This window comes from Paenibacillus sp. FSL L8-0340 (assembly GCF_038593145.1).
GTDB lineage: Bacteria > Bacillota > Bacilli > Paenibacillales > Paenibacillaceae > Paenibacillus_AQ.
The window spans coordinates 4,191,862-4,212,952 of the sequence record NZ_CP151967.1; the positions used below are offsets into that span (position 1 = coordinate 4,191,862).

Consider the following 21,091-nt stretch of genomic DNA (forward strand, 5'->3'; position numbering starts at 1 on the left):
CGCTGAGCCGGTCTGACACGAATGAATCCTCCTAAAGGTTTTGTGAGCATATGCTTCCTTAGTCACTTCGAACAAACCTGGCTTCGGAAGCTCAGGGCTATGTAATACAATAGTTAAGCCAACGGACGTGAAACGGCAAACACCGAACATTATAGTGGACAACCCTCTTCAAAACAAGAGATAATATATAGAAGTGACGGATTTCCCTGGGGGTGTATGCTTCATGAGCTATGAACTAAAAATTGATGTCTCGCCTGTATATGAACTGCTGGACAGTTTCATGATATATGTTACCGGTAAATGGATCTCCAATCTGGATATAGGTCCCGACTGGGTCCGTGATCTCGACGGCCGCATACCGCCGCAGCAGGTATCCGCTCTGAAGCAGGCTGCCGAATGGCCTTTTACTGACTATGATGTGCTGTATGCCTGGGCTTATAACCGCGGGCCAGGCTCCAAAGTGCTGCAGTTCCTGGACGAACTGGAGTCCTCCTCACTGGAGGAGCGCTTCGGGCGCCTGTCTCCCCTGTTCCCCGATTTTACGATTAAAGAATGCAAACGGATCAGGGACAGCTATGCTCCGCTTCTTCGCCTTTGGTATGATCAGTACTTCCGTCATGTGGAGCATAAGATTCTGCCGCTGCTGATCGAGGACGCCTCGGAGAAGAAGCTGCTGGAGAGTAAAATGGACCCTGGAGCGCTGATTGAATACGCCTCAGGCGGAGTGGTAGTCGGAGACATCCCGGATTTGCAGACTATTGTGCTGCTGCCTACAGTGCACAACAGGCCGATTAATACGTATTGCTTCTATAATACCTTAATGATCATTCAGTACCCTGTAGATGTGCCTTCTGAAGACGAGGACGAGCCGCCTACCGTATTGCTGCGCCTGACCAAGGCGCTGTCGGACCCGACGCGTCTAAGACTGCTGCGCTATGTGGCTAATGAGCCCAAGACCCTATGGGACATGCAGTCCGATTTGAGCCAGTCCAGTGAAATGCTTATGCATCATTTGCTTATCCTGCGGGTCGCCGGTCTCCTGCGCGTCCATCTGGGCAGTGAAGGAGAAGGCAATGAACGTTACAGCATCCGCGCGGACGGCGCCTCGGATCTTCAGATGTTCCTGGAATCCTATATTCGTTTATAATAACAGTACCAAACAGAGATAAGCGAATGCTTACGAAGCGAGTTTTGTACGAAGCCCGGCCGATAAGTATCTGCTAACAAAACTTTTAGGAGTGAGCGTTATGAAATATTCAACACAGCAAGTAATTTTCGATTTGGACGACACCCTGGTGCACTGCAACAAATATTTTGACCTCATTCTGGGGCAGTATTTCGAACTCATGTCCGACTGGTTCAGCGGCTTCGGTCCTACTACGGGTGAAGTCCGCACCAAACAGGCCGAGATTGATGTAGAGACGGTAAGCACCAGCGGACTGGCCAGTGAAAATTTCCCCAAGTCCCTCATCGCAACCTACCACTATTTTTGCGCCAAATTTAACCGGCCGACCGATCCCTATCAGGAGCAGCAGCTGATGAAGCTTGGACTCAGTGTCTATGATCAGGAAATCGAAGCCTATCCGGGCATGGTGGAGACGCTTGATTCATTGAAACAGGACGGTCATGATTTATATCTGTATACCGGCGGCGACGATACGATTCAACAGCGCAAGATTGAACAGATGAAGCTGGATGTATATTTCAACGACCGGATTTTTATCCGCCAGCACAAAAATGTAGAATCGCTGGAAAATATTCTGAGCAGTTACCCGTTCGAGCGCCAGCGCACCTGGATGATCGGCAACTCTTTGCGCACCGATGTACTCCCAGCCGTGACCGCAGGCATCAACAGCATTTACCTGAAGCAGCAGAACGAATGGCTCTATAACCTGATCGAGCTTCAACGTGAAATGCAGCAATCTGTAGTAACCATTTCTTCCATTCACGAAGTAACCCCGGTAATTCGGACAGCGGCTCTGCGGCAAAATCACGGGTGACAAAAAGACAAGTCCTTGTTACAAATGACATAGGCAACCTCCTGGCAGTGTGATTATACTGTTTGAGAAGATTTTCATCTCATGCAGGAGGTAGGAATGAACAAGAAGAAGACGAACCCTAAGAACGCTTCGGATAACAGACGCTTACTCCCCATGCTGCTGGCTGTAGTTGTGGTTATCCTCCTTGGTGTGCTTGTCTATATCACGACGGGCAACAAAGACGATGAGGCCATAGTATTCGACAACCTGCCTAACTACACGGATGTAAAAGGCACCATCGTGGTTGACGGGCTGAAGTATGAGAAGCAGCCGCATCTCGGAAGCGAAGATGCCAAGGTCAAGGTCATTGAATTCGCCGATTTCAAATGCCCTGCCTGCAAGAAATGGACGGCAACTTATCTGGATACGTTCATTAAAGATTATGTAGATAGTGGCAAAGTACAATTTTATTTCATGAACTTTGCATTTATTGACCGGGATTCTTATCTTGGCGCAAGTGCCGGCGAAGCCATCTATAAGCAGAGTAACGAGAAATTCTGGGAGTATCTTCACAAGCTATATGAGAATCAGGGTGACGAGAGCAAGATCTGGATTACCCAAAAGTTCATCCTAGACTTCGTGAAGGATAATATCGATGGCCTGGACTATGCTCAATTTGAGCAGGATGTTCAGAATCACACCTACATGTATGATGTGAAGGAAGACTTTAAGATTGCCGGCTCTTATGGAGTGAATGGCACACCTAAATTCATGGTGAACGGCGTTCTCCTGCCGAACTCTTCATATGAAACACTGGCCGCTGCAATCGAAGCCGAACTGGTCAAATAAGAAAGTAATGCGTTTAAAAAGAGGATGCGCTCCGGCCGGAAATCATTAGGCCAGGGTGCATCCTCTTTGATTGCTCGTAAGATTTAAACTTTGCGTTTTATTCTACGGTCAGTTGACCTGTGCTCACATCAGAGAGTACCAGTTTGCCCTCTTGCGGCGAGCCGTCCTCGCCGGCAAGCTTCAGCTTGCCTGTTTTGCCTTTCTCAATCAGCGCCTTGACCTGGGCATCACTAAGGGTGCGGCCGTGATTTTCCTTCCAAATGACAAATTTGCAGCCTTCCTTGTAATGGGAACAGCCATACCCTTTGCGGCCCATAAAAATCGTTCCACCGCAGCCGGGCCGCGGACACTTCCCGATGATTTTTGGTCCGTCATCCCCTTTGGCCGCAGCCGCTTTTCCGGCAGCTTCCGCTCCTGACTCTCCCGCCGCTTTGCGGGGCTTCGCCTCAACCGGTTTGCCTGCCGGCTTGCGTGCCGCACCGGCTCCGCTTCGTCCCTTGGCTCCGCCTTTCAAGGATGGCGTCTCCCCTTCAAAGGAGGTTTTGGCTGCCCGGGACTGTACCCGGACTTTGTCCACAATCATCGAGGCGAAGCGTTTGACGTTCTCCATAAACTGCCCGTCCGCCGCCGTGCCTCTGGCGATTTCATTCAACCGCCGCTCCCACTGGCCGGTCATTTCCGGTGACGTCAGCAGTTCAACACCTGCACCACGAATAAGCTCAATGGCAGTCCTGCCCTTTTGCGTAATGGCGATTTTTTTGCCCTGCATTTCCACATAACCCACGTTCTTAAGCCGTTCAATCGTCGCCGCGCGCGTAGCCGGTGTGCCAAGGCCGGAGTCCTTCATCGCGTCGCGCAGCTCCTCATCCTCAATCTGTTTGCCCGCACTTTCCATTGCTTTCAGCAGCGTGCCCTCCGTGTAGTGCTTAGGCGGCTGGGTGTCCTTCTCTTTGACGATCGCATCACTGCACAGTACCTCATCAGCAGGAACCACTGAGAACGGTTCATTCACTTCAATTTCTTCTTCCTCTTCATCTTCCTTGCCTTTGCCCTTGGACGGCTTGGCCTTGTCCTTCTTCTGATCGCCGTAAATCACTTTCCAGCCGAGGGACAGCAGCTCCTTGACCGTAGTTTTGAAATTTTCGTTCTCCACCTCAGTAAGTACGGTATGAACCTTATATTCAGCAGCCGGATAAAATTGCGAGAGGAAGCGGCGCACAATCAAGTCGTACAGCTTGGCCTCATCTGTGCTAAGTCCCGATGCTTTGCGGTTAGTCGGCAGAATGGCATGGTGATCTTCAACCTTCGAGGGATTGCAGATAAACTTATTGCCTTTATGGACCAGATTCCGGTTGGCGCCTTTGACCCATTCGTCATACGATGTTCCTTGCAGGGCGGAAAGCGTCTTGTGCATCTCCGGGATGTTCTGCTCGGTCACATAGTTGGAGTTGGTCCGGGGATAGGAGATCACCTTATGCTTTTCATATAATGCCTGAGCAATATCGAGCGTTTTTTTGGCGGAAAAAGCATGCTTGCCGTTCGCCTCGCGCTGCAGCAGCGTCAAATCATATAACTTAGTCGGATACTCTTTCGTCTCTTTGACCTCATAAGAAGCTATCCTGCCCGGCTTGCCCTTGACCTTGGCGGCCAGCGCTTCAGCTTTGGTTCCATCCGTCAGGCGTTCCCCTTGCCACATCCCTTTGTAGGTCATCTCGTTCTGAGCGAACTGCCCCTCCACTTCAAAAAATTTAAGCGATGAAAAAGCTTCGATCGTCTTCTGGCGGTCATAGATCAGCGCAAGTACTGGAGTCTGCACCCGCCCGACGGACAGCAGCACATTATGTTTGGTCGTAAACGCCCGTGAGCCGTTCATGCCAATCAGCCAATCCGCCTCGCTGCGTGCTCTGGCGGCTTTGGTTAGGTTTTCGTACTCTGAACCGTCCCTCAGCTCCTGGAACCCTTTACGGATCGTCTCCGGAGTCAAATCGGAAATCCACAGCCGTTTCACTGGCTGATTCAGCTTCAGATGCCGCTGTATCAGCGAAAAGATATGCTGCCCCTCCCGCCCCGCGTCGCAGGAATTGACCAATAAGTCGCTGCGTTTGGCCAGTTCACCAATAACTTTCAACTGGTCAATGGTACGCGCATTGGGTACCAGCTTGAACTGCTCGGGGATGATCGGCAAATCATTGATATTCCATTTTTTATATTTGTCGTCATAGGCTTCAGGCTCGGCCAGCCCGATAAGATGTCCAATCGCCCATGTGATGATGTACTGCTCCCCTTCCAGATAGGAACGGTAATTTTTGGCCTTCGGTTCTATTGCGGCGGCGATATTCCGCCCCATATCCGGTTTCTCCGCAATAATGAGTGTCTTCAAAAAGTATCGCTCCTTAACCTTTCATTCTTCCAAAATACGTCCAGTAGTCTATTATACCATTATGTTTAACGTATTACCTGCTATTAATCAGTATAAATTGAGCACCAAATACATGCGTTCATGGAGAATACCAAGCTTTTTTATCATTAAATACAAAGAGCGGCTCCAGCTTCCTTTGCAACTCCAGTTAACGGTGATGGAACCGGATGTGAATAAAAAATACCCCGCCAGTATAATCACTGACGGGTTGTCGTTTTATTTTTGCAGGTCTCTTAATACTGCCCCAAGGTCAGCGGTATACTTGGTCAACCTTAAGCTTATCTCTGTACGCATAACATCACGAGTTAGTCCAAAGCGTTCCTGGTACCCCCGGCAAAAAATTTTATAATATACCAAAAATTCCTCCTGTTCATCCGCCAGCACCCTGATATTCCGCTGCTTCAGCTCTTTTTGTAACTGATAGGTATCCTCAATAATTCTGCGCTGTATGGCTTGCCCGGCCATTAAAAAGGCGCGTTTAAGGATGTTTCCTGAATGTTCGATCTCCTTCAGGCTCTTGCTAACCATAGTATCTAGGTAAGGGAGCAGTATGAGGTCACGAACCATTGTCCGTTCAGCGACGGTTATCATTTTACTTACCTCATCATCCTGCTTCTGCTCATACTGCTCCACATGTTCGGTCATTAACATTTTGGTTTTCCATCTCTCATTCCCGTTTAATTTACTCATTTATAATGTCCTCCAATCTGTTCGGCCCGTTCCAGGGCAACTCCAGATTCGAGCAACGAAGAAGCACGTATAAGCGCTCGGCTACCGTACCGGGTTTTGATTTGATCAATTGCCCGTTCTCTGTTGTATGTGCGGATACGGTCATCAAATAAGGTAAGCTGCATGACACTGTCATCGCTCAAATGCGATATAGATATAGCTAAACGGCTTATAGGCATACCGGTCCAATTATCACAGAATAAGCGATATGCCGCTGCTGCCACCTCATGAGTTAAAGACGATGGCTCCGGCAGTGTCATTTGTCGGCTGTATGAATTTGATTTATCACCATCGGTTTCTGATACCGCTATAGACACCGTTGCTCCCATATAACGGTATTTCCGCGCTCGTTGGCAAACCTCAATCACCAATTCAAGCAAGACAACCTCAATTTCAGGTAGTCGGGTATACAAATTCCAGCGTAGAGCCTTACCGTGTCCTACTGATTTGATCTGATGGCGTATGCCGGTAACTACCGGGCTGGGATCTATGCCACGGGCAGTCTGCCAGTAATACTCCGCCTGGATATCACTCTGCTTGCCCATGGTCGTGCGCATTCTCCGCTTAAACTCACCCAACTCCATACGGGCGATATCTCCAATTGTGGTAATACCCATGCGGTAAAAATTTTTGCTCATTCGACCAGCCACCATAAACATTTCATGCACTGGCAACGGCCAGAGCTCTTTATCTAAATTGTCGTAATCAAGCCTGAAAATTCCGCCGTCCTTCTTCTTGGCAAAGTTGTTTGCCATCTTAGCAAGTATTTTTGTCGGTCCAATCCCCACTCGGGTCCAAACACCAGTTGATAACATGACATGCTGCTGAATGGAGTGAATTACCTCCTGCAAATCTCCTCCAAAAAAGCTCAATGAGCCTGTCACATCCAAAAATTGCTCGTCGATACTGAAGGCTTCAACAAGGTCGGTATACCCGTGATAGATTTCTGAAATCAGCAGAGAGACCTTTATATACGTACTCATCCGTGGCCGGATGACCACGAGATCCCGGCATTTAGTCATTGCCTCTCCCACTCGTGACGCGGTGGTTACACCATAGGATTTAGCTATGGGGCAGGCCGCTAAGACAATGCCGTTCATCCGCGTTGGATCTCCGACTGCGACAGGCTTATCTTTGTATTCAGGGTGGGCAGCTTTTTCAACGCTTGCGTAAAACGATTGGCAATCTGAAAGTAAAATGATTCGGTCCTTAGGCATATCGCTGCTCCCGTGATGGATGCCACGCGAGGATATTAGAAAGCAGAAAAACTCGTGGACGGCAGACTGTTAAGCAAGTAGCCCGAATGCGCCCATTTCGTATGTCCAATATTTCAATTCGCCTCTGAGTGATCTCTCCCAATTTGTCCAGGTATATAATTTCGATGGTTTGGCCGATGCTCATTTTCATGATTGATCGCCTCCGATAAAATAAGAACATTTGTTTGTATTATAACCAAACATACGTTCCTTATACAATAAGTAAGATATTCTTCGAATGGGATAAAAAAGAAAAAGAATTACTCACTTACCTTATTGCATACAATGAAAAAGATTAAATTACAAAAAAACCCACCGGAGGCAGTGGGCAATATTAAACTATTTTTCTTACTCTATTAAAATACATTGAACCAAATTATCAAATTTATCTTTACTTGTCGAAATTTCTATACACATTCTCTCTAATCTCAGATTCCTTTTCATTCGAGATATTAAAGTTGATTTTAAAATTACTAATAGTACTTACTCATGGTTCGAGGATATTTGAGGGTGAATAGCAATAAAATCTTGAAATCGTGTCAGGAGTTTTTGACTCTCATTTTATTAGGTTAGTAAAATGATCTTGTTCTCCTTAGTAACAAAGTCTGTAAAGATTTTAAGTAAAGAGCACATAGGGGAGTTTCCTTATCACACTCTATGAGGTCGCTCCCAATGTTTTATGTTTTTTATCCATCTATAATAGGCGCAACCTGTATACGTATTACTTTGACAAAGGCCGGACTAACTTCTTTCCTCCTAGGCAATTTCCTTCCGAGTCTTTTTCAGATCCAAACGTTCCTGAAGTAGCTCGGGAAACAGAATCGTTGTGACATCCAATCTCGATGTTGTCATAAACAAGGCAGTTGGTCAGGATAAAGGCTTTCAGCGCTTCCTTACTTACGTCTTCTGAAGTACCATCGCATTCGGTGTCTTGTTCCTCGCCCTGGTTTCCTTCGCTGACATTCCCTCCGGAAACACTTCCACTTTCTTCATCTTTAACTTATTGCCGTCTCCCTCGCCGGTCAGCCATTTCTGCCTCCAGACTCTCTCACTGATCTCTATCCACATGAACGTTGTCAGTCTCAGCCCAATTCTGATGCCCTTCTTTACCTTGATCGAAATGAACTTGATGAATTTTGAAATGTCTTAGAGGAGTCTGGCATCGACGATGATTTAGAACCCTTTTATTATTTGTTGTTTAGCGGATCTCGTTCAGGAGAATTTTGCGCTTTGGAGTGGCCTGACAAATCCCTTGTTCAATACGAATACCCTTAGAGTTCGCAGAAATGGAACCATTATTATTTTCACCACAACATTCGGGGTGGCGATCAGCAGGGAAAATGAAGCTTTTGGTTTCTCTGCTGCAGATGTCCCCCCTGCTGCCATTGTGGCAACCGGGCAAATTCAGTATACGGTTGAAATCTTCACCAATGCAGCTGCCACAGATACATTAATAACGTTCAGGCGAGAAACTTCAGCGGAATTGCCGCATCAAAACCGCCGCAAGCTGCTATCAAACTTTCAATTCAATTCAAAGTCCCGGCAATCCGCATAACCGCTTCTGTAATATCCAGTACTTCCTTAGTACTGGCTTTGCGGTCCATATATTCAACCTTCTGCGCTGTAGCATCCTTGCCTACAACAATCGCAACCGGAATACCGATCAGGCCGAAATCCTTAAATTTCACCCCGGCACGCTCATCCCTGTCATCATAAAGCGTGTCAATCCCTAGAGAGGTAAGCTGCGCATACAGTTGTTCAGCCACCGCAATCTGCTCTTTGTCCTTTGTTGACATCAGTAGAATATGAACATTGTAAGGCGCGAGCGCTTGGGGCCAGATAAGACCCTGTTCATCATGATTTTGCTCGGCTACGGCAGCCAGCAGCCGCGAGATGCCGATCCCGTAGCAGCCCATAATCATCGGAGCGCTTTTGCCTGAATCGTTCAAATACGTGGCTCCCAGCTTCTCACTATACTTGGTTCCCAGCTTGAAAACATGGCCGATTTCAATTCCCTGATGAAAGTGCAGTACCCCTTTGCCGCAATTCGGACAAGCCTCACCCTCCACGGCATTTCGGAGATCACCCGCATGCTTGAGGCTGAAATCCCGTCCGGGTACGACACCGCGCAGATGGTAGTCTTTCTCTCCGGCACCCGTTATGCCTGACTCCATGGCCGCAACTGCCGAATCAACCAGCACGGTCAGCGAAAGACCGACTGGACCAATATAACCGCTCTCTACTCCCGCGGCATGCTGCACAGCATGATAATCTGCCAGGGAGATGTTGCTAACCCCGATCATTTTGGCCACCTTATGTTCGTTGACCTCATGATCACCGCGAACCAGTACGGCATAAAATTGACCGCCAGCTTCATAAATCAGCGTCTTGATGATTTCCTCAGGCTGGATATGCAATTCGAGCTCGAGTTGTTCAATCGTCCGGATGTCCGGCGTATGGAACTTCTCCACCGCAGGTTGGTCCCCTCTTATCGTGCGTACTTCTTGCACTCCCTCAGGAGACCGAACTTCAGCCAGTTCCAGATTTGCAGCATAGTCGCAGACGGAGCAGACGCCAATGGTGTCCTCTCCGATTTCGGAAAGCGCCATAAACTCGTGGCTCCCGCCTTCACCGCCTATGGCCCCGGAATCGGCATGTACTGCCCGGTACAGCAAACCGCAGCGTTCAAAAATCCTTTGATAGGCGTTATACATTCGCACATAAGATTCGTCCAGCCCATCCCAGCTGGTATCGAACGAATAGGCATCCTTCATCAGGAACTCCCTGCCCCGCAGCAGCCCGGAACGCGGCCGGCGTTCATCACGAAACTTGGTCTGAATCTGGAACACAGTCAGTGGCAGCCTTCGGTAGGAATTGATCTCCCCCCGCACCAATGAAGTTATTACTTCCTCATGGGTTGGCCCCAGTACAAACTCCCGGTCATGACGGTCTTGAAGCTTGATCAGCTCCTTGCCGTAGACCTCATATCGCTCCGACTCTTTCCACAGCTCAGCAGGCTGCATCGCGGGCATCAGGATCTCCTGTGCACCCGCGGCATCCATTTCCTCGTGGACAATTTGTTCAATCTTGCGGAGCACGCGGCGGCCAAGAGGCAAGTAGGTATAGATTCCGGCCGCCAGCTGGCGGATGTATCCTGCACGCAGCAGCAGCTGGTGGTTTGCGGTCTCGGCTTCAGCCGGAGCTTCGCGAAGGGTTGTGGCAAGTAGTTGACTTTGACGCATAAGGTTCAGCCCTCTCTGGTTTGGTTAACGCAATTTCTCAAATCTTCTTAAGAAAACGCAAAAAGACACATTCGTCAGGGACGAATGCGTCGTGATACCACCCTATTTCAACCGCCAATCTGTGCCTGGCAGTCCTCAAATCCGGATAACGGCCGGGGCCGGCAGCACCTTAATGTCTTCCAAAGTGCAGCAGCTTTCAAGGCAGGGTACACTTCTCTCGCTTCATGAAGGACCTTTCAGCCGGTGAGTCCCCTCTCTGATCCAAGCGATTCCAGAAACGTAGATCCTTGATCAACGCTATTACGCTATTAGTATGGTATTCAATTTAAAGGATAATGAAAAATTCGTCAAGCCTGCTGAGAGGTCCATCAGTTTCCAATCTCTCCAATTTCAGTGCAATTAATCCTTTACAATGTAAAATTATATCAGAATGTATGTTAATTCTTTCATATTCAAATATAGACATATGAAATTATTGTGTCAATAAACCGAATATATCATTATAACATTCAAGGAGCAGCTGCTTACGACCTAATCTGCTTCTATGCAATCAAGGGGGAGTCATAACAATGTACACAAATATTAGAAAAATCATCCGCAAACTCACATCCCGTTCACTTCAGAGGAGGATGATGTTAATCTTCACGATTATGCTGGTTATCCCAGTCCTTCTCGTGAGTTACTTCTCCTACTCCAGTGCAAGCAAACAATTGGAGCTGAAGATGCAGGAATCTACACAGGCCAGTGTGAATTTGCTAAAAACTACAATCAATGAAACGGTAAATGCAGCTATGAAAAATGTTCAGCAGCTCAGCCAGCAGCTCACTTCCGCGGACATTGATGCTCAAACACCGGAAGCCCGTGAACTCATTGAATTGTTCATGAAAGAACATCCAGAGCTGGAGATCCTTACGGTGGGTAATGAAAAAGGCTCCTGGATGAAGGCTCCGGATCCCGGCAAGCAGCAGGATTACGATCCGCGAACCAGAGAATGGTACAAGGCGGCCATGCAAAATGCCGGCAAAGTTACCATCGTGGATCCATTCGTTTCCGTCACTACAGGCAACTATAACCTGTTCATCTCTGAAACACTAAAAGACGGCAAAGGAGCAGTCACCACCAGCCTTAGCCTTAAAGCGATGAGCGAACGAATCAACCAGGTGAAGCTGGGAGATCACGGCTACTACTATGTCGTTGACCGCAATCATAAATTTGTGTCCCATCCCGTCAAAAAAGCAGGAGAAGATATCGACGACTATGTGGTGAAGCTGCTTACAAATGAGGGTGGAACGCTATCCTATACTAATCCGGATTCGGGTCTTGAAATGCGGGGATATTACACGACTGATCCAATTACCGGCTTCACGATTGTCGGTGTCTTAACCACACAAGAATTCTCGGATGCCTCCCTGCCTATACTCTATACCGGCTTAATGGTTCTTGGAGCAGCCCTGATTGTTGCATTGGTATTGATGTACTTTATTGTCCGGGCAATCTCCCGTCCTATCGCCAACCTCAACAACTCGGCACGCCGTGTAAGCGAGGGTTATCTGAATGAACGAATTGTGATTGACCGTACAGATGAGATCGGCCAATTAGCTGAGAACTACAATCTCATGGTCGACTCCTTACGGAATATCGTGATTGATATCTCGGATACGTCCGGACTCTTGGCTGCTTCGAGCCAGCAGCTGACAGCAACTACCGAGGAGAACTCCAAAGCAACAGCCTATGTAGCCGGGCTGGCAGAGGAGTCTTCGAATGGTGCCGAAACTCAAACCGCAGCGATGATTGAAACGTCGCGGGCGATGGAAGAAATGTCCTCCGGCATTCAAAAAATAGCCGAAGCCGCCTCATCCATCGTTGATTCCTCGACCGATACAGGAGCAGATGTGCTCGTCGGGAGCCGCAAGATCGAGCAGGTCAGCAAGCAGATGAACGCCATCCGGGAATCTACACAACTGTCAGCTGAGCTGATTGGACAATTAAATGGCCTAAACAGCGAGGTCTCGGAAATGAGCAGCGCCATTTCCACTATCGCTGTACAGACTAATCTGCTCTCATTGAATGCAGGAATCGAAGCCGCACGCGCCGGGGAACATGGCAAAGGATTTGCAGTAGTTGCCGCCGAGGTACGCAAGCTGGCTGATCAGTCTAAAATGACTGCCGGCAATATCCAAGACACTATTGTTCAGATGACTGAACTAATCGATCAGACCTATGAAACTATCCAGAATAGAGTGTCGGCAGATGTCGAGCTTGGGATGCAAGTAACCGAAGAAGCCAAAGAAGCCTTCGCGAGCATTGAACATTCCACAGCCAAGATCAACGGACAGATCCATGACATCTCTGCGATCACTGAACAAATGTCAGCAGGTGCAGAAGAAGTCGCAGCATCTGTCCAGGAGATCTCGAACATCTCGCGTTCCGCTTCCGATGCCTTCCAGAATGTAACAGCTGCTACCCAGCAGCAGCTTGCCTCGATGGAAGAGATCACCTCTTCATCCGGTGAGCTGTCCAAAATGGCCGGAGATTTGCAGCAAAAAGTCGAACACTTCAAGCTTGAAGATTAGGCAGCCGCCTAATCTTCACCTGTCAGCTAAATCAGCTCTAATTTAAAGAAGCCGTCTTCCACAGCTTATACTGTGAAAGACGGCTTTTAAGGTTTCATGTTCAGATATTCATTATAGATTAGACAAGAACTGTCGATCCCATCAGATATTTATCGACTTCACGTGCAGCTTCGCGTCCTTCATTGATCGCCCAGACCACAAGACTTTGCCCACGGCGCATATCACCAGCAGCAAATACCTTATCCACGTTCGTGTTGAACTTGCCGTAACGGGCCTTCACATTACTGCGCCGGTCTGTCTCAAGGTTTAACTCCTCGATCATCTCCTGCTCCGGTCCGTCAAACCCAATCGCAATCAGCGCAAGCTGAGCCGGATATACAGCCTCAGTACCTGGAACCGGCTGATAAATCTTACGTCCGGTCTCATCCACCATCCGGCGGATTTGCACGGTATGAAGTTCCTTGAGGTTGCCTTCTTCATCACCTACGAATTTCGTAGTCATGATGGAGAATTCACGCGGATCATCACCGAAGATTGCCTTGGCTTCCTGCTGTGCATAGTCAAGCGTATACACATTCGGAAACTGCGGCCAAGGATTGGCAATCGGATCACGCTCAAGCGGGGCTTTGTCATGCGTACCAAACTGGGTAATGCTGTTGCAGCCATGACGGAGCGAAGTTGCCACACAGTCAGAACCGGTGTCACCGCCGCCAAGCACAATAACATCCTTACCTGCAGCAGAGATAAAGTTGCCATCCTGCAGATTGGAGTTCAAGTAGCTCTTAATCGTGCCGTTCAAATAATCCATCGCATACATGACGCCCTTAAGCTCAGCTCCCGGGACGTTGAAACGGCGTGCCTTAGTCGCTCCGCCGCAGAGGACAACCGCATCAAATTCATCGACCAGCTGCTGTGTCGGAATGTCTTTGCCGATCTCTGTATTCACTACGAAGTTCACGCCTTCGGCAGCCAGCAAGTCAACACGGCGCTGCACGACACGTTTGTCCAGCTTCATGGTCGGAATTCCATATGTCAACAGGCCGCCTACACGGTCACTGCGTTCAAATACAGTTACAGTATGTCCTGCCTTGTTAAGCTGGGCCGCTGCAGCCAGACCAGCGGGTCCGGAGCCGACGATGGCTACTGACTTGCCGGTACGCTTCTCCGGCGGACAAGGCACAACCCAGCCTTCCTCAAAGCCCTTATCAATGATGGCAAGCTCTATCGTCTTGATCGTAACCGGCTGGCCGATCAGACCGACGGTACAAGAGCCTTCGCAAGGTGCCGGACAGATGCTGCCCGTAAATTCAGGGAAATTGTTCGTCTTATGCAAGCGTTCGAGTGCTTCCTTCCACAGTCCCCGGTACACCAGATTATTCCATTCGGGAATGAGATTGTGGACAGGGCATCCTGAAGTTCCGCCGGCCATATCAATACCTGTATGACAATAAGGGGTTCCGCAATCCATACAACGGGCGCCTTGTGTCCGAAGCTCGTCCTCGGTTAAATGATGGTGGAATTCTTCCCAGTCTTTCACGCGCTGTTCAGGATCCCGGTCTCCTGGGAGCTGGCGCTTATACTCCATAAATCCAGTAGGTGTAGACATATTTACGTTTCCCCCATCCGTTCTCTTCGTGTTGATGTATAGTACATTGTAACATATTGCGGCAGACTCATGTCGTTTCAGCGCAATGAAGTACCTGCACATTCTATACTACTTTTAAGTTTAGCATTTCTAATTTTAATTATAGTAGCATTCTATACTTTCGCACTGTAATGGATTAATCTGCTGATTATTTGTACTATTTCACATGTTGTGTCAGAGAAAACGCTTTTTCTTCAAACCGTACGTTCATAAACATAGAATCGGTAATCATACGGATTTTTCTCATCGCGAATTCCTGGGGTGTTGGAAATCTCTGTCCACTCACTCCACTCTACCTCAGGAAATTTCGTATCGCCTTCAAACTCATGTTCAATCCGGGTCACAATCAGCTTATCGGCATACGGCAGGAACATCCGGTAGATCTCCGCACCGCCAATAATCATCAGTTCATCACCCTTGCCGCCTTCAGCCAGCGCTTCCTCCACGGTATGCACGACCTTTGCTCCCTCCGGAGCATAGCTGCGGTCCCGGGTAATAATAATACTCGTTCTGTCCTTAAGCGGCTTGCCCCCGAGCGACTCCCATGTCTTACGGCCCATTAGCATTCTTTTGCCAAAAGTTTCGGATTTAAAAAAGGCAAAATCACGCGGCAAATGCCAGGGCATATCATTGTCCTTGCCGATTACACCGTTAGCACCCATTGCCCATATCATGCTGATGCTCATATTTTAGCCCCCTTTTCAAGGAATCATCAGAAATGTATCCAACAAAGACTATATGGCCACTGGTGCCTTAATTCCCGGATGATGAACATAATCTGTAAATTCAAAATCTTCAAAGGTATAATCAAAAATACTGTCCGGCTTTGTGAGAATCTTCAGTGTAGGCAGCGCATAAGGCTCTCTGGACAACTGCTTGGCGACCTGCTCCAGATGATTTGTATAAATGTGCACATCGCCTCCGGACCAGATGAAATCACCAACCTCAAGGCCGGTCTGCTGGGCGACCATATGTGTGAGCAGGGCGTAGCTGGCAATGTTAAAAGGCAATCCCAGGAAAGTGTCCACTGAACGCATCGTCAGCATGCAGGACAACTTGCCGTCCGCAACATAGAATTGGAACACAAAATGGCAAGGCGGCAGCTTCATCTGCTCAATCTCTCCCACATTCCAGGCACTGACGATATGACGGCGGGAATCGGGATTATGTTTGATCGACTCGATCACATTCGAAATCTGATCAATAATCCGGCCGTCGGCGCTCTCCCAGGACCGCCATTGGGACCCGTATACGGGTCCCAGCTCCCCGTTCTCATCTGCCCATTCGTCCCAGATCGAAACACCGTGCTCCTTCAGATAGGAAGTGTTCGTCTCTCCTCTAAGAAACCACAGCAGTTCATAAACTACCGATTTCAAGTGAATGCGCTTGGTTGTCACCAGCGGAAAACCCTCTTGCAGATCAAAGCGGAGCTGGCGCCCAAATACGGATATCGTACCGGTACCTGTCCGGTCGCTTTTTTCCGTGCCATGATCCAATATATCCTGAAGTAAATCCAAATATTTACGCAACAGTCAGCGCTCCTCTCCTCTTTTTCTTTAATCATTTTACCATGAGCTGGCCGCCTTGCAACATGCCAAAAAAAAGGCATTATCATACTCGCCATCTTTGCTGATACATTGGGAATGGACAACATTATTTCCATGAATGAAGAGATCGGATCATCCGCAAAATAAAGACCGACATATATGAAGAACAAATTCTCAACAAGAGGCGGTGAACTGGTATGCAATGGATGCGTTCCTTTCTAGGAATGGTAAATAATCGAAGAACTATTATGTCTTCTTTATTGGCATTAGGTGTTGGAGTTACTGTTTTTGGGATTAGACAGCGGCGCAGATTAAACGGGAATGCCTGGAATCAGATGATTCAGCCTGTGCGAAGAATATTCTAAGTACAAAATTAATAACATCAAAAATAATCAGCCGGGTATCTAATAAACCGGCTGATGATAATATGAAGAAGGTGATATTCAATGCCCCGAAACTATATAAATGGATACAACATGTATTATGGAGATTGCGGAAAAGGAACAGCGATTGTATTCATTCATCCTCCGGTATTGACAAGCTTGAATTTTCAATATCAGGTGAGAAAATTGTCGGCAAATTTTCGAACGGTCGCTTTTGATATTCGGGGCCATGGTCGAAGCGAGGCTTCCAAGAAGGAAATTACCTATCCGTTAATCGTTGAGGATATCAGGCAGTTGATGGATCATTTGAAGATCGAAAAGGCATTTTTGTGCGGATACTCAACCGGCGGCTCGGTTGTACTCGATTTTATGTTAACCTGTCCCGATCGGACATTGGGAGGCATTGTGATTGGCGGAATGTCGGAAGTAAGCGACAATAGGTTAAGAAACAAAATAGCGCGCGGACGCTTCCTCTCTCAAATCGGCGCTGTCATTGCAATTGCCCTCTCCACTGCTTGGACTCAAGCGAAACCCAAGCTGTCTTTGATGCGATCAATATTTAACGATGCTAAAAAAACAAACGCCAGAAACGCTGAACAGTATTATCAATACAGTTTGAATTATAACTGTACGGCAGATTTGGGAAAGATACATCAACCCGTATTGTTGATTTATGGAGAAAAGGACACACCCTTCCACCCTTACGCCATGCTGCTGCAAGAACGACTGCCTGTAAGTGAGCTTGTTTTTATCAAAAACACCAAACACCAAATTCCTACAAAAGCAGCGGGTAAATTGAACGTGCTAATCGAGCAGTTTATTCATCGCTGCGGGCAATGATATAGGAAAGCATTTGAAATAACCTGCAGTACATCTACTCCGTTCTCTTTGTCAAAAGGTTAAGCAAATAAGCTTTTAAATCGATAATTCGTAAATAGTCAGGTTTTTGATCCGTTCCGGCGATGATCAAGGGAACAAGCGATTCCATTTTACGAATGGAACCGTGCCCGCCGCCACCCTTATGCGTTGGAGAACTTCTGTCCGCCAATTCATATCCCGGTTTTGCTGTGACCACCAAAAATTCCCCTTGATGTGAATGGAGCGCACCTGACAACCGCTTCAGCACATCGGGATACTCATCATAATTCAGTGAATGAGCAGCAGCGTTTACCTTGATATCCAGTACCTCACTGTTCTGTTCGACCGTCCATGATTGTCCATAAGCATCAGTCAGATTGCCTTTGGCTTTGAACTTGAGCTGTTTGACTGTTGATCCCTGAATTACGTAAATCCAATCCTTTTCTTTCCAAGCAATAAAATCGATACGCGGGTCATTCTTCAGTACATTTGCCACATCTCTAAGGGAACGATCCGCTTTTAATGAATACACATAGGCCATGGTTTCATTGACTGCGAGAATGATTTCGGTCTCCTTTGTTACGGGTTCACCCGGACGTAAAACTTGGGCATCTCCAAACAAAGAAGGCAGATCGATTACCGGATTTTGTTCAGCAGGCAGAATTTGAGTCATTCCACTGTCCCCTACAATGATGATAATCGCATCCTGCAAAGCTTTTTCCGGCGAACCGAATGTTTCCATCAGAGACTGAAGCTGTTGATCCAACTTTCTAACCCCATTTAACTCCGTAGGGCCTTGCTTGTGCAGCTTACGGTCCATATCGGGCAAATATACAAATAAAAAATCCGGCAATGTCTTGTTTTTAATCAAATATTTCACGGCTTCTATAGCGAAATTATTATTAATCCCCATCCGGTTTATCACACTATCGGGCAAATTTTTTATACCTTCAAACGGATTAGACAACGAACCCAAGGAGAAAAAATCCGGACCTTTCACCTGAATTTCTTTCGGCAAAGAGGCAGCGCCTTGAATCCAGCCAGGAATCGACAACTTATGATCGGAAGCCCCCCGGTAAATCAAGCCATTTATCGATCCGGACTTTAAGTCCAGCCGGGCTAAATCTTCATAGATCGTGGGTAAATTCCGGTTTAAGTGACTCCCGTTTAAATGGATTAGCGCATCGGTTAAAACCGGGTGAATTCCGTGTCCGAGCACTTCCAGCGGCCCGGTCCCGTAATTGATTATTTTCTTGTTGTCCGCAGAATACCAGGTCAGACCCGGTACACGGTGAACATCCGGATACTTTCCGGTGAGCAACGAACTGTCGATCGTGACGGACATCGTGGGAAAAGAACTGACGAGGTCTTTATAATATTGCCCGTGATCGATCAGGAATTTAAAGGCGGGAAGCTCTTGCTTTCTGATTCCTTGGTCGATTGCCTGAGCCATTAAAGAGTCCGCAACAAATAAAATGACTTTCTTCGTATTTTCTTCATTTGCTGATTTTATCCTCATTAAATCCGTTTCTTTAGGTTTCGGATTTTGGCATCCAAAAACCAGGATAAAGATAAGCATCGCCGGCAAAATTCGATTCCACTTTTTTCGCATAACAGATCACCTACTTAATATACATTTTGTCGCGGAGATCTAAATGTTATTCAAGGGATATATTGGATTTCAGCTCGCAACCGGAGCAAACTGTTCCATAAAGCTGATCAGATACCGGATCAAACCGTAGATCTCATTTTCATCATTGCGGTACTGCACCATATTCCCGGACGAACTAATTATCGGCTGATCCAGCCAAACTCTATGCTGTACGCCAAGCCTCTATCACGAATCTGACGGCCTCAGAAGAATAGGGCAAGCTATACTTGGGATATCGCAAGGCATTGGAATATACGATATAGTCATGGTTTTGGCCTTTTTTATTCACTAATCCTCAGTTCTACTTTTTGTGACGTTGCCTTTAACACAGCCCTTCCTCCTACTGGAAAAGTAATTATTGGCGAGGTATGCCCAAAGTTCACATCGGCGATGACAGGGAGTTGTGCCAGCTCCTTTTTGGTGTTGATAATTGTACGCAGTGACTCCTGTGTCACTCGTGATGCTCTTTGAAATCTGCCTATCACAATCCCTTTGGCCAGTGCGAAGCCGGGCTGAAGAAGCAGCGACTGCAGATCGCGGTCAAAGTTCCCCGGGCGGGATTCATAGTCATCTTCCACAAAAAGAATCGCGTCCTTCAGGCTGGGCATATACTCTGTCCCCTGCAGCAGATTCAGTGTGCATAGATTACCACCAATTATAATGCCTTCCGCATAACCTTCGTGAATGGCATAAGGCCCGGCGTTTGCTTCGAATACACGATTTTCCTGATCTAAGAACCAGGCATCATCGCTCCACTGCACCGAAGGCAGCACATCCACTTCTTCATCTTCCATCATCATTTTGACAAAATAATCTACAGTGTATTCAATCCCGTGACGCATGGACAGTGTAGAGAAATGAGGACCGGAGTAGGTGATCAGTCCTGTTTTGGCATAAATGGCATTCTGCAGCACCGTAATGTCGGAATAGCCGCATAACCGTTTGGGATTTGCTGCAATCAAGCCGAAATCCAGCCCCCGCAGCAGCTGGTTGCAATTGAAGCCACCAAGCGTCGTCAATATCCCTTTTACCGCAGGGTCGCTGAACGCGCTGTGGAGATCCTCAAGTCTGGAGTCCACCGAAGACGAATCGGAGTCATCTCTTTCATAAGCATGCTTGGAAAAAGAAACGGTAAACCCAAAAGCCTCCAATTTCTTTGTTGCTGCCACGATTTGCTCTTCTGCTATAACCCCTAAGCTCATGGAAGGTGAAATAATCCGGATTTCATCACCGGCTTGCAGTTTTGCTGGCTTCATAGTCTTCACTCCCCTTGTACTTGATTTGCTCCAGCAGCAGATCTGTAAGGTCATTTACAGGCAGCGTACCGTCTGCCACATAGTCGGATGAGGGGAGAACGGTATGAAGCATTGCCAAGTATGCCTCCCGGCCTCCACGCAGGTATCCTTCCATCTCCCGGGTCACATCGCTGCTTGCGGAATCTTTATAATCTCGGATGAATCTTCTGGCCATAGCCACATCAAGCGGAGTGTCGATAAATATAGCAAAATCAATAAGCCGGCTTAGTTCATTATGTACATAGGCGAAAGGATAATCGAGTAAAATATACTCCGGCCGGTCCGCTCGGGCAAGCAGCCCTTTCAGGTCAGCCACCAGGGGCTCAAGCTTCCACTCGTTATAGTCTGCCCCACGTTCCATCCACCGGTCAAACTCATCAGGCCAAGGGAAATCATAGTCATCAAAAAACAAAGCAGCCGAGTTCACCAGCCGCTCCTGCAAGATTCTGACGGCAGTCGTTTTGCCGCCCCCTGAGACGGCTGCTATGGCGATAACACAAGTTCTGTGTGTAATGTTCCTCTCCTCCTTATTTACCCGCTTACGATGAAAGGACAGCTGTATAGGCCCGTTTCTTTCTTGATCTTACCACAAGTAGTTTCGGCTGCCATCTGAATAACTATATGTAATGCGTTAAAAAAAGAGGATGTCTACCAAGCCATTTGCA

Annotated in this window: 16 protein-coding genes; 6 read left to right on the plus strand and 10 right to left on the minus strand. The window is 47.6% G+C overall.

Features of this window, described 5'->3' with window-relative positions:
• Positions 1-223: 223 nt before the first annotated feature.
• The 3 genes from NST07_RS18760 to NST07_RS18770 all read left to right on the plus strand — a co-directional run bounded on the left by NST07_RS18760 (position 224) and on the right by NST07_RS18770 (position 2,828).
• A complete protein-coding gene (locus NST07_RS18760) occupies positions 224-1,147 on the plus strand; it encodes an ArsR family transcriptional regulator (RefSeq protein WP_342479937.1) in 924 nt (307 codons plus the stop codon).
• Positions 1,148-1,247: 100 nt separating this feature from the next.
• Entirely contained in the window at positions 1,248-2,000 is a 753-nt protein-coding gene (locus tag NST07_RS18765; protein ID WP_341093730.1) for an HAD family hydrolase, read from the plus strand.
• A gap of 96 nt (positions 2,001-2,096) precedes the next feature.
• Complete coding sequence (locus tag NST07_RS18770) at positions 2,097-2,828, plus strand: DsbA family protein (RefSeq protein WP_341378832.1); 732 nt, start codon at positions 2,097-2,099, stop codon at positions 2,826-2,828.
• 97 nt (positions 2,829-2,925) lie between these two features.
• Here NST07_RS18770 and NST07_RS18775 read toward each other — a convergent pair whose 3' ends face one another.
• The 3 genes from NST07_RS18775 to NST07_RS18785 form a co-directional block, all read right to left on the minus strand.
• Complete coding sequence (locus tag NST07_RS18775; protein ID WP_341093733.1) at positions 2,926-5,208, minus strand: DNA topoisomerase 3; 2,283 nt, start codon at positions 5,206-5,208, stop codon at positions 2,926-2,928.
• Positions 5,209-5,463: 255 nt separating this feature from the next.
• On the minus strand, positions 5,464-5,937 hold the full coding sequence (locus NST07_RS18780; RefSeq protein ID WP_341093735.1) for a hypothetical protein: 474 nt from the start codon (positions 5,935-5,937) through the stop codon (positions 5,464-5,466).
• Positions 5,934-7,193 (minus strand): DNA polymerase IV, encoded by a 1,260-nt coding sequence (locus NST07_RS18785; RefSeq protein WP_341093736.1) that lies wholly within the window; start codon positions 7,191-7,193, stop codon positions 5,934-5,936. The genes NST07_RS18780 and NST07_RS18785 overlap by 4 nt, the downstream gene beginning before the upstream one ends.
• Positions 7,194-8,484: 1,291 nt before the next feature.
• Between NST07_RS18785 and NST07_RS18790 the strand changes: the two genes are divergently transcribed.
• Positions 8,485-8,787 carry a hypothetical protein gene (locus NST07_RS18790; RefSeq protein ID WP_341378834.1) on the plus strand — a complete coding sequence of 101 codons (303 nt, stop codon included), beginning with the start codon at positions 8,485-8,487 and terminating at the stop codon, positions 8,785-8,787.
• On the opposite strand, the gene NST07_RS18795 is transcribed toward NST07_RS18790, so the two are convergent.
• Entirely contained in the window at positions 8,759-10,474 is a 1,716-nt protein-coding gene (locus tag NST07_RS18795; protein ID WP_341093738.1) for a proline--tRNA ligase, read from the minus strand. The two genes, NST07_RS18790 and NST07_RS18795, sit on opposite strands and share 29 nt — an antisense overlap.
• A 569-nt stretch (positions 10,475-11,043) precedes the next feature.
• Here NST07_RS18795 and NST07_RS18800 point away from each other — a divergent pair.
• A complete protein-coding gene (locus NST07_RS18800; protein WP_341093739.1) occupies positions 11,044-13,047 on the plus strand; it encodes a methyl-accepting chemotaxis protein in 2,004 nt (667 codons plus the stop codon).
• 118 nt (positions 13,048-13,165) lie between these two features.
• On the opposite strand, the gene NST07_RS18805 is transcribed toward NST07_RS18800, so the two are convergent.
• The 3 genes from NST07_RS18805 to NST07_RS18815 form a co-directional block, all read right to left on the minus strand.
• Positions 13,166-14,653: a glutamate synthase subunit beta gene (locus tag NST07_RS18805; RefSeq protein ID WP_342479938.1), complete on the minus strand. Its 1,488-nt coding sequence runs from the start codon at positions 14,651-14,653 to the stop codon at positions 13,166-13,168.
• A 233-nt stretch (positions 14,654-14,886) separates the two neighbouring features.
• Positions 14,887-15,378 carry a dihydrofolate reductase gene (locus NST07_RS18810; RefSeq protein ID WP_038592908.1) on the minus strand — a complete coding sequence of 164 codons (492 nt, stop codon included), beginning with the start codon at positions 15,376-15,378 and terminating at the stop codon, positions 14,887-14,889.
• 48 nt (positions 15,379-15,426) lie between these two features.
• A complete protein-coding gene (locus tag NST07_RS18815) occupies positions 15,427-16,221 on the minus strand; it encodes a thymidylate synthase (RefSeq protein ID WP_341093741.1) in 795 nt (264 codons plus the stop codon).
• 464 nt (positions 16,222-16,685) lie between these two features.
• On the opposite strand from NST07_RS18815, the gene NST07_RS18820 reads away from it, so the two are divergent.
• Positions 16,686-17,462 carry an alpha/beta hydrolase gene (locus NST07_RS18820; RefSeq protein WP_341093742.1) on the plus strand — a complete coding sequence of 259 codons (777 nt, stop codon included), beginning with the start codon at positions 16,686-16,688 and terminating at the stop codon, positions 17,460-17,462.
• Between the two features lie 34 nt (positions 17,463-17,496).
• On the opposite strand, the gene NST07_RS18825 is transcribed toward NST07_RS18820, so the two are convergent.
• The 3 genes from NST07_RS18825 to NST07_RS18835 form a co-directional block, all read right to left on the minus strand.
• A complete protein-coding gene (locus NST07_RS18825) occupies positions 17,497-18,999 on the minus strand; it encodes an alkaline phosphatase family protein (RefSeq protein WP_341093743.1) in 1,503 nt (500 codons plus the stop codon).
• Positions 19,000-19,412: 413 nt separating this feature from the next.
• On the minus strand, positions 19,413-20,387 hold the full coding sequence (locus NST07_RS18830; protein WP_341093744.1) for a S66 peptidase family protein: 975 nt from the start codon (positions 20,385-20,387) through the stop codon (positions 19,413-19,415).
• Complete coding sequence (locus NST07_RS18835) at positions 20,359-20,853, minus strand: hypothetical protein (RefSeq protein WP_341378837.1); 495 nt, start codon at positions 20,851-20,853, stop codon at positions 20,359-20,361. Before NST07_RS18835 ends, NST07_RS18830 begins: the two co-directional genes overlap by 29 nt.
• Positions 20,854-21,091 lie beyond the last annotated feature (238 nt).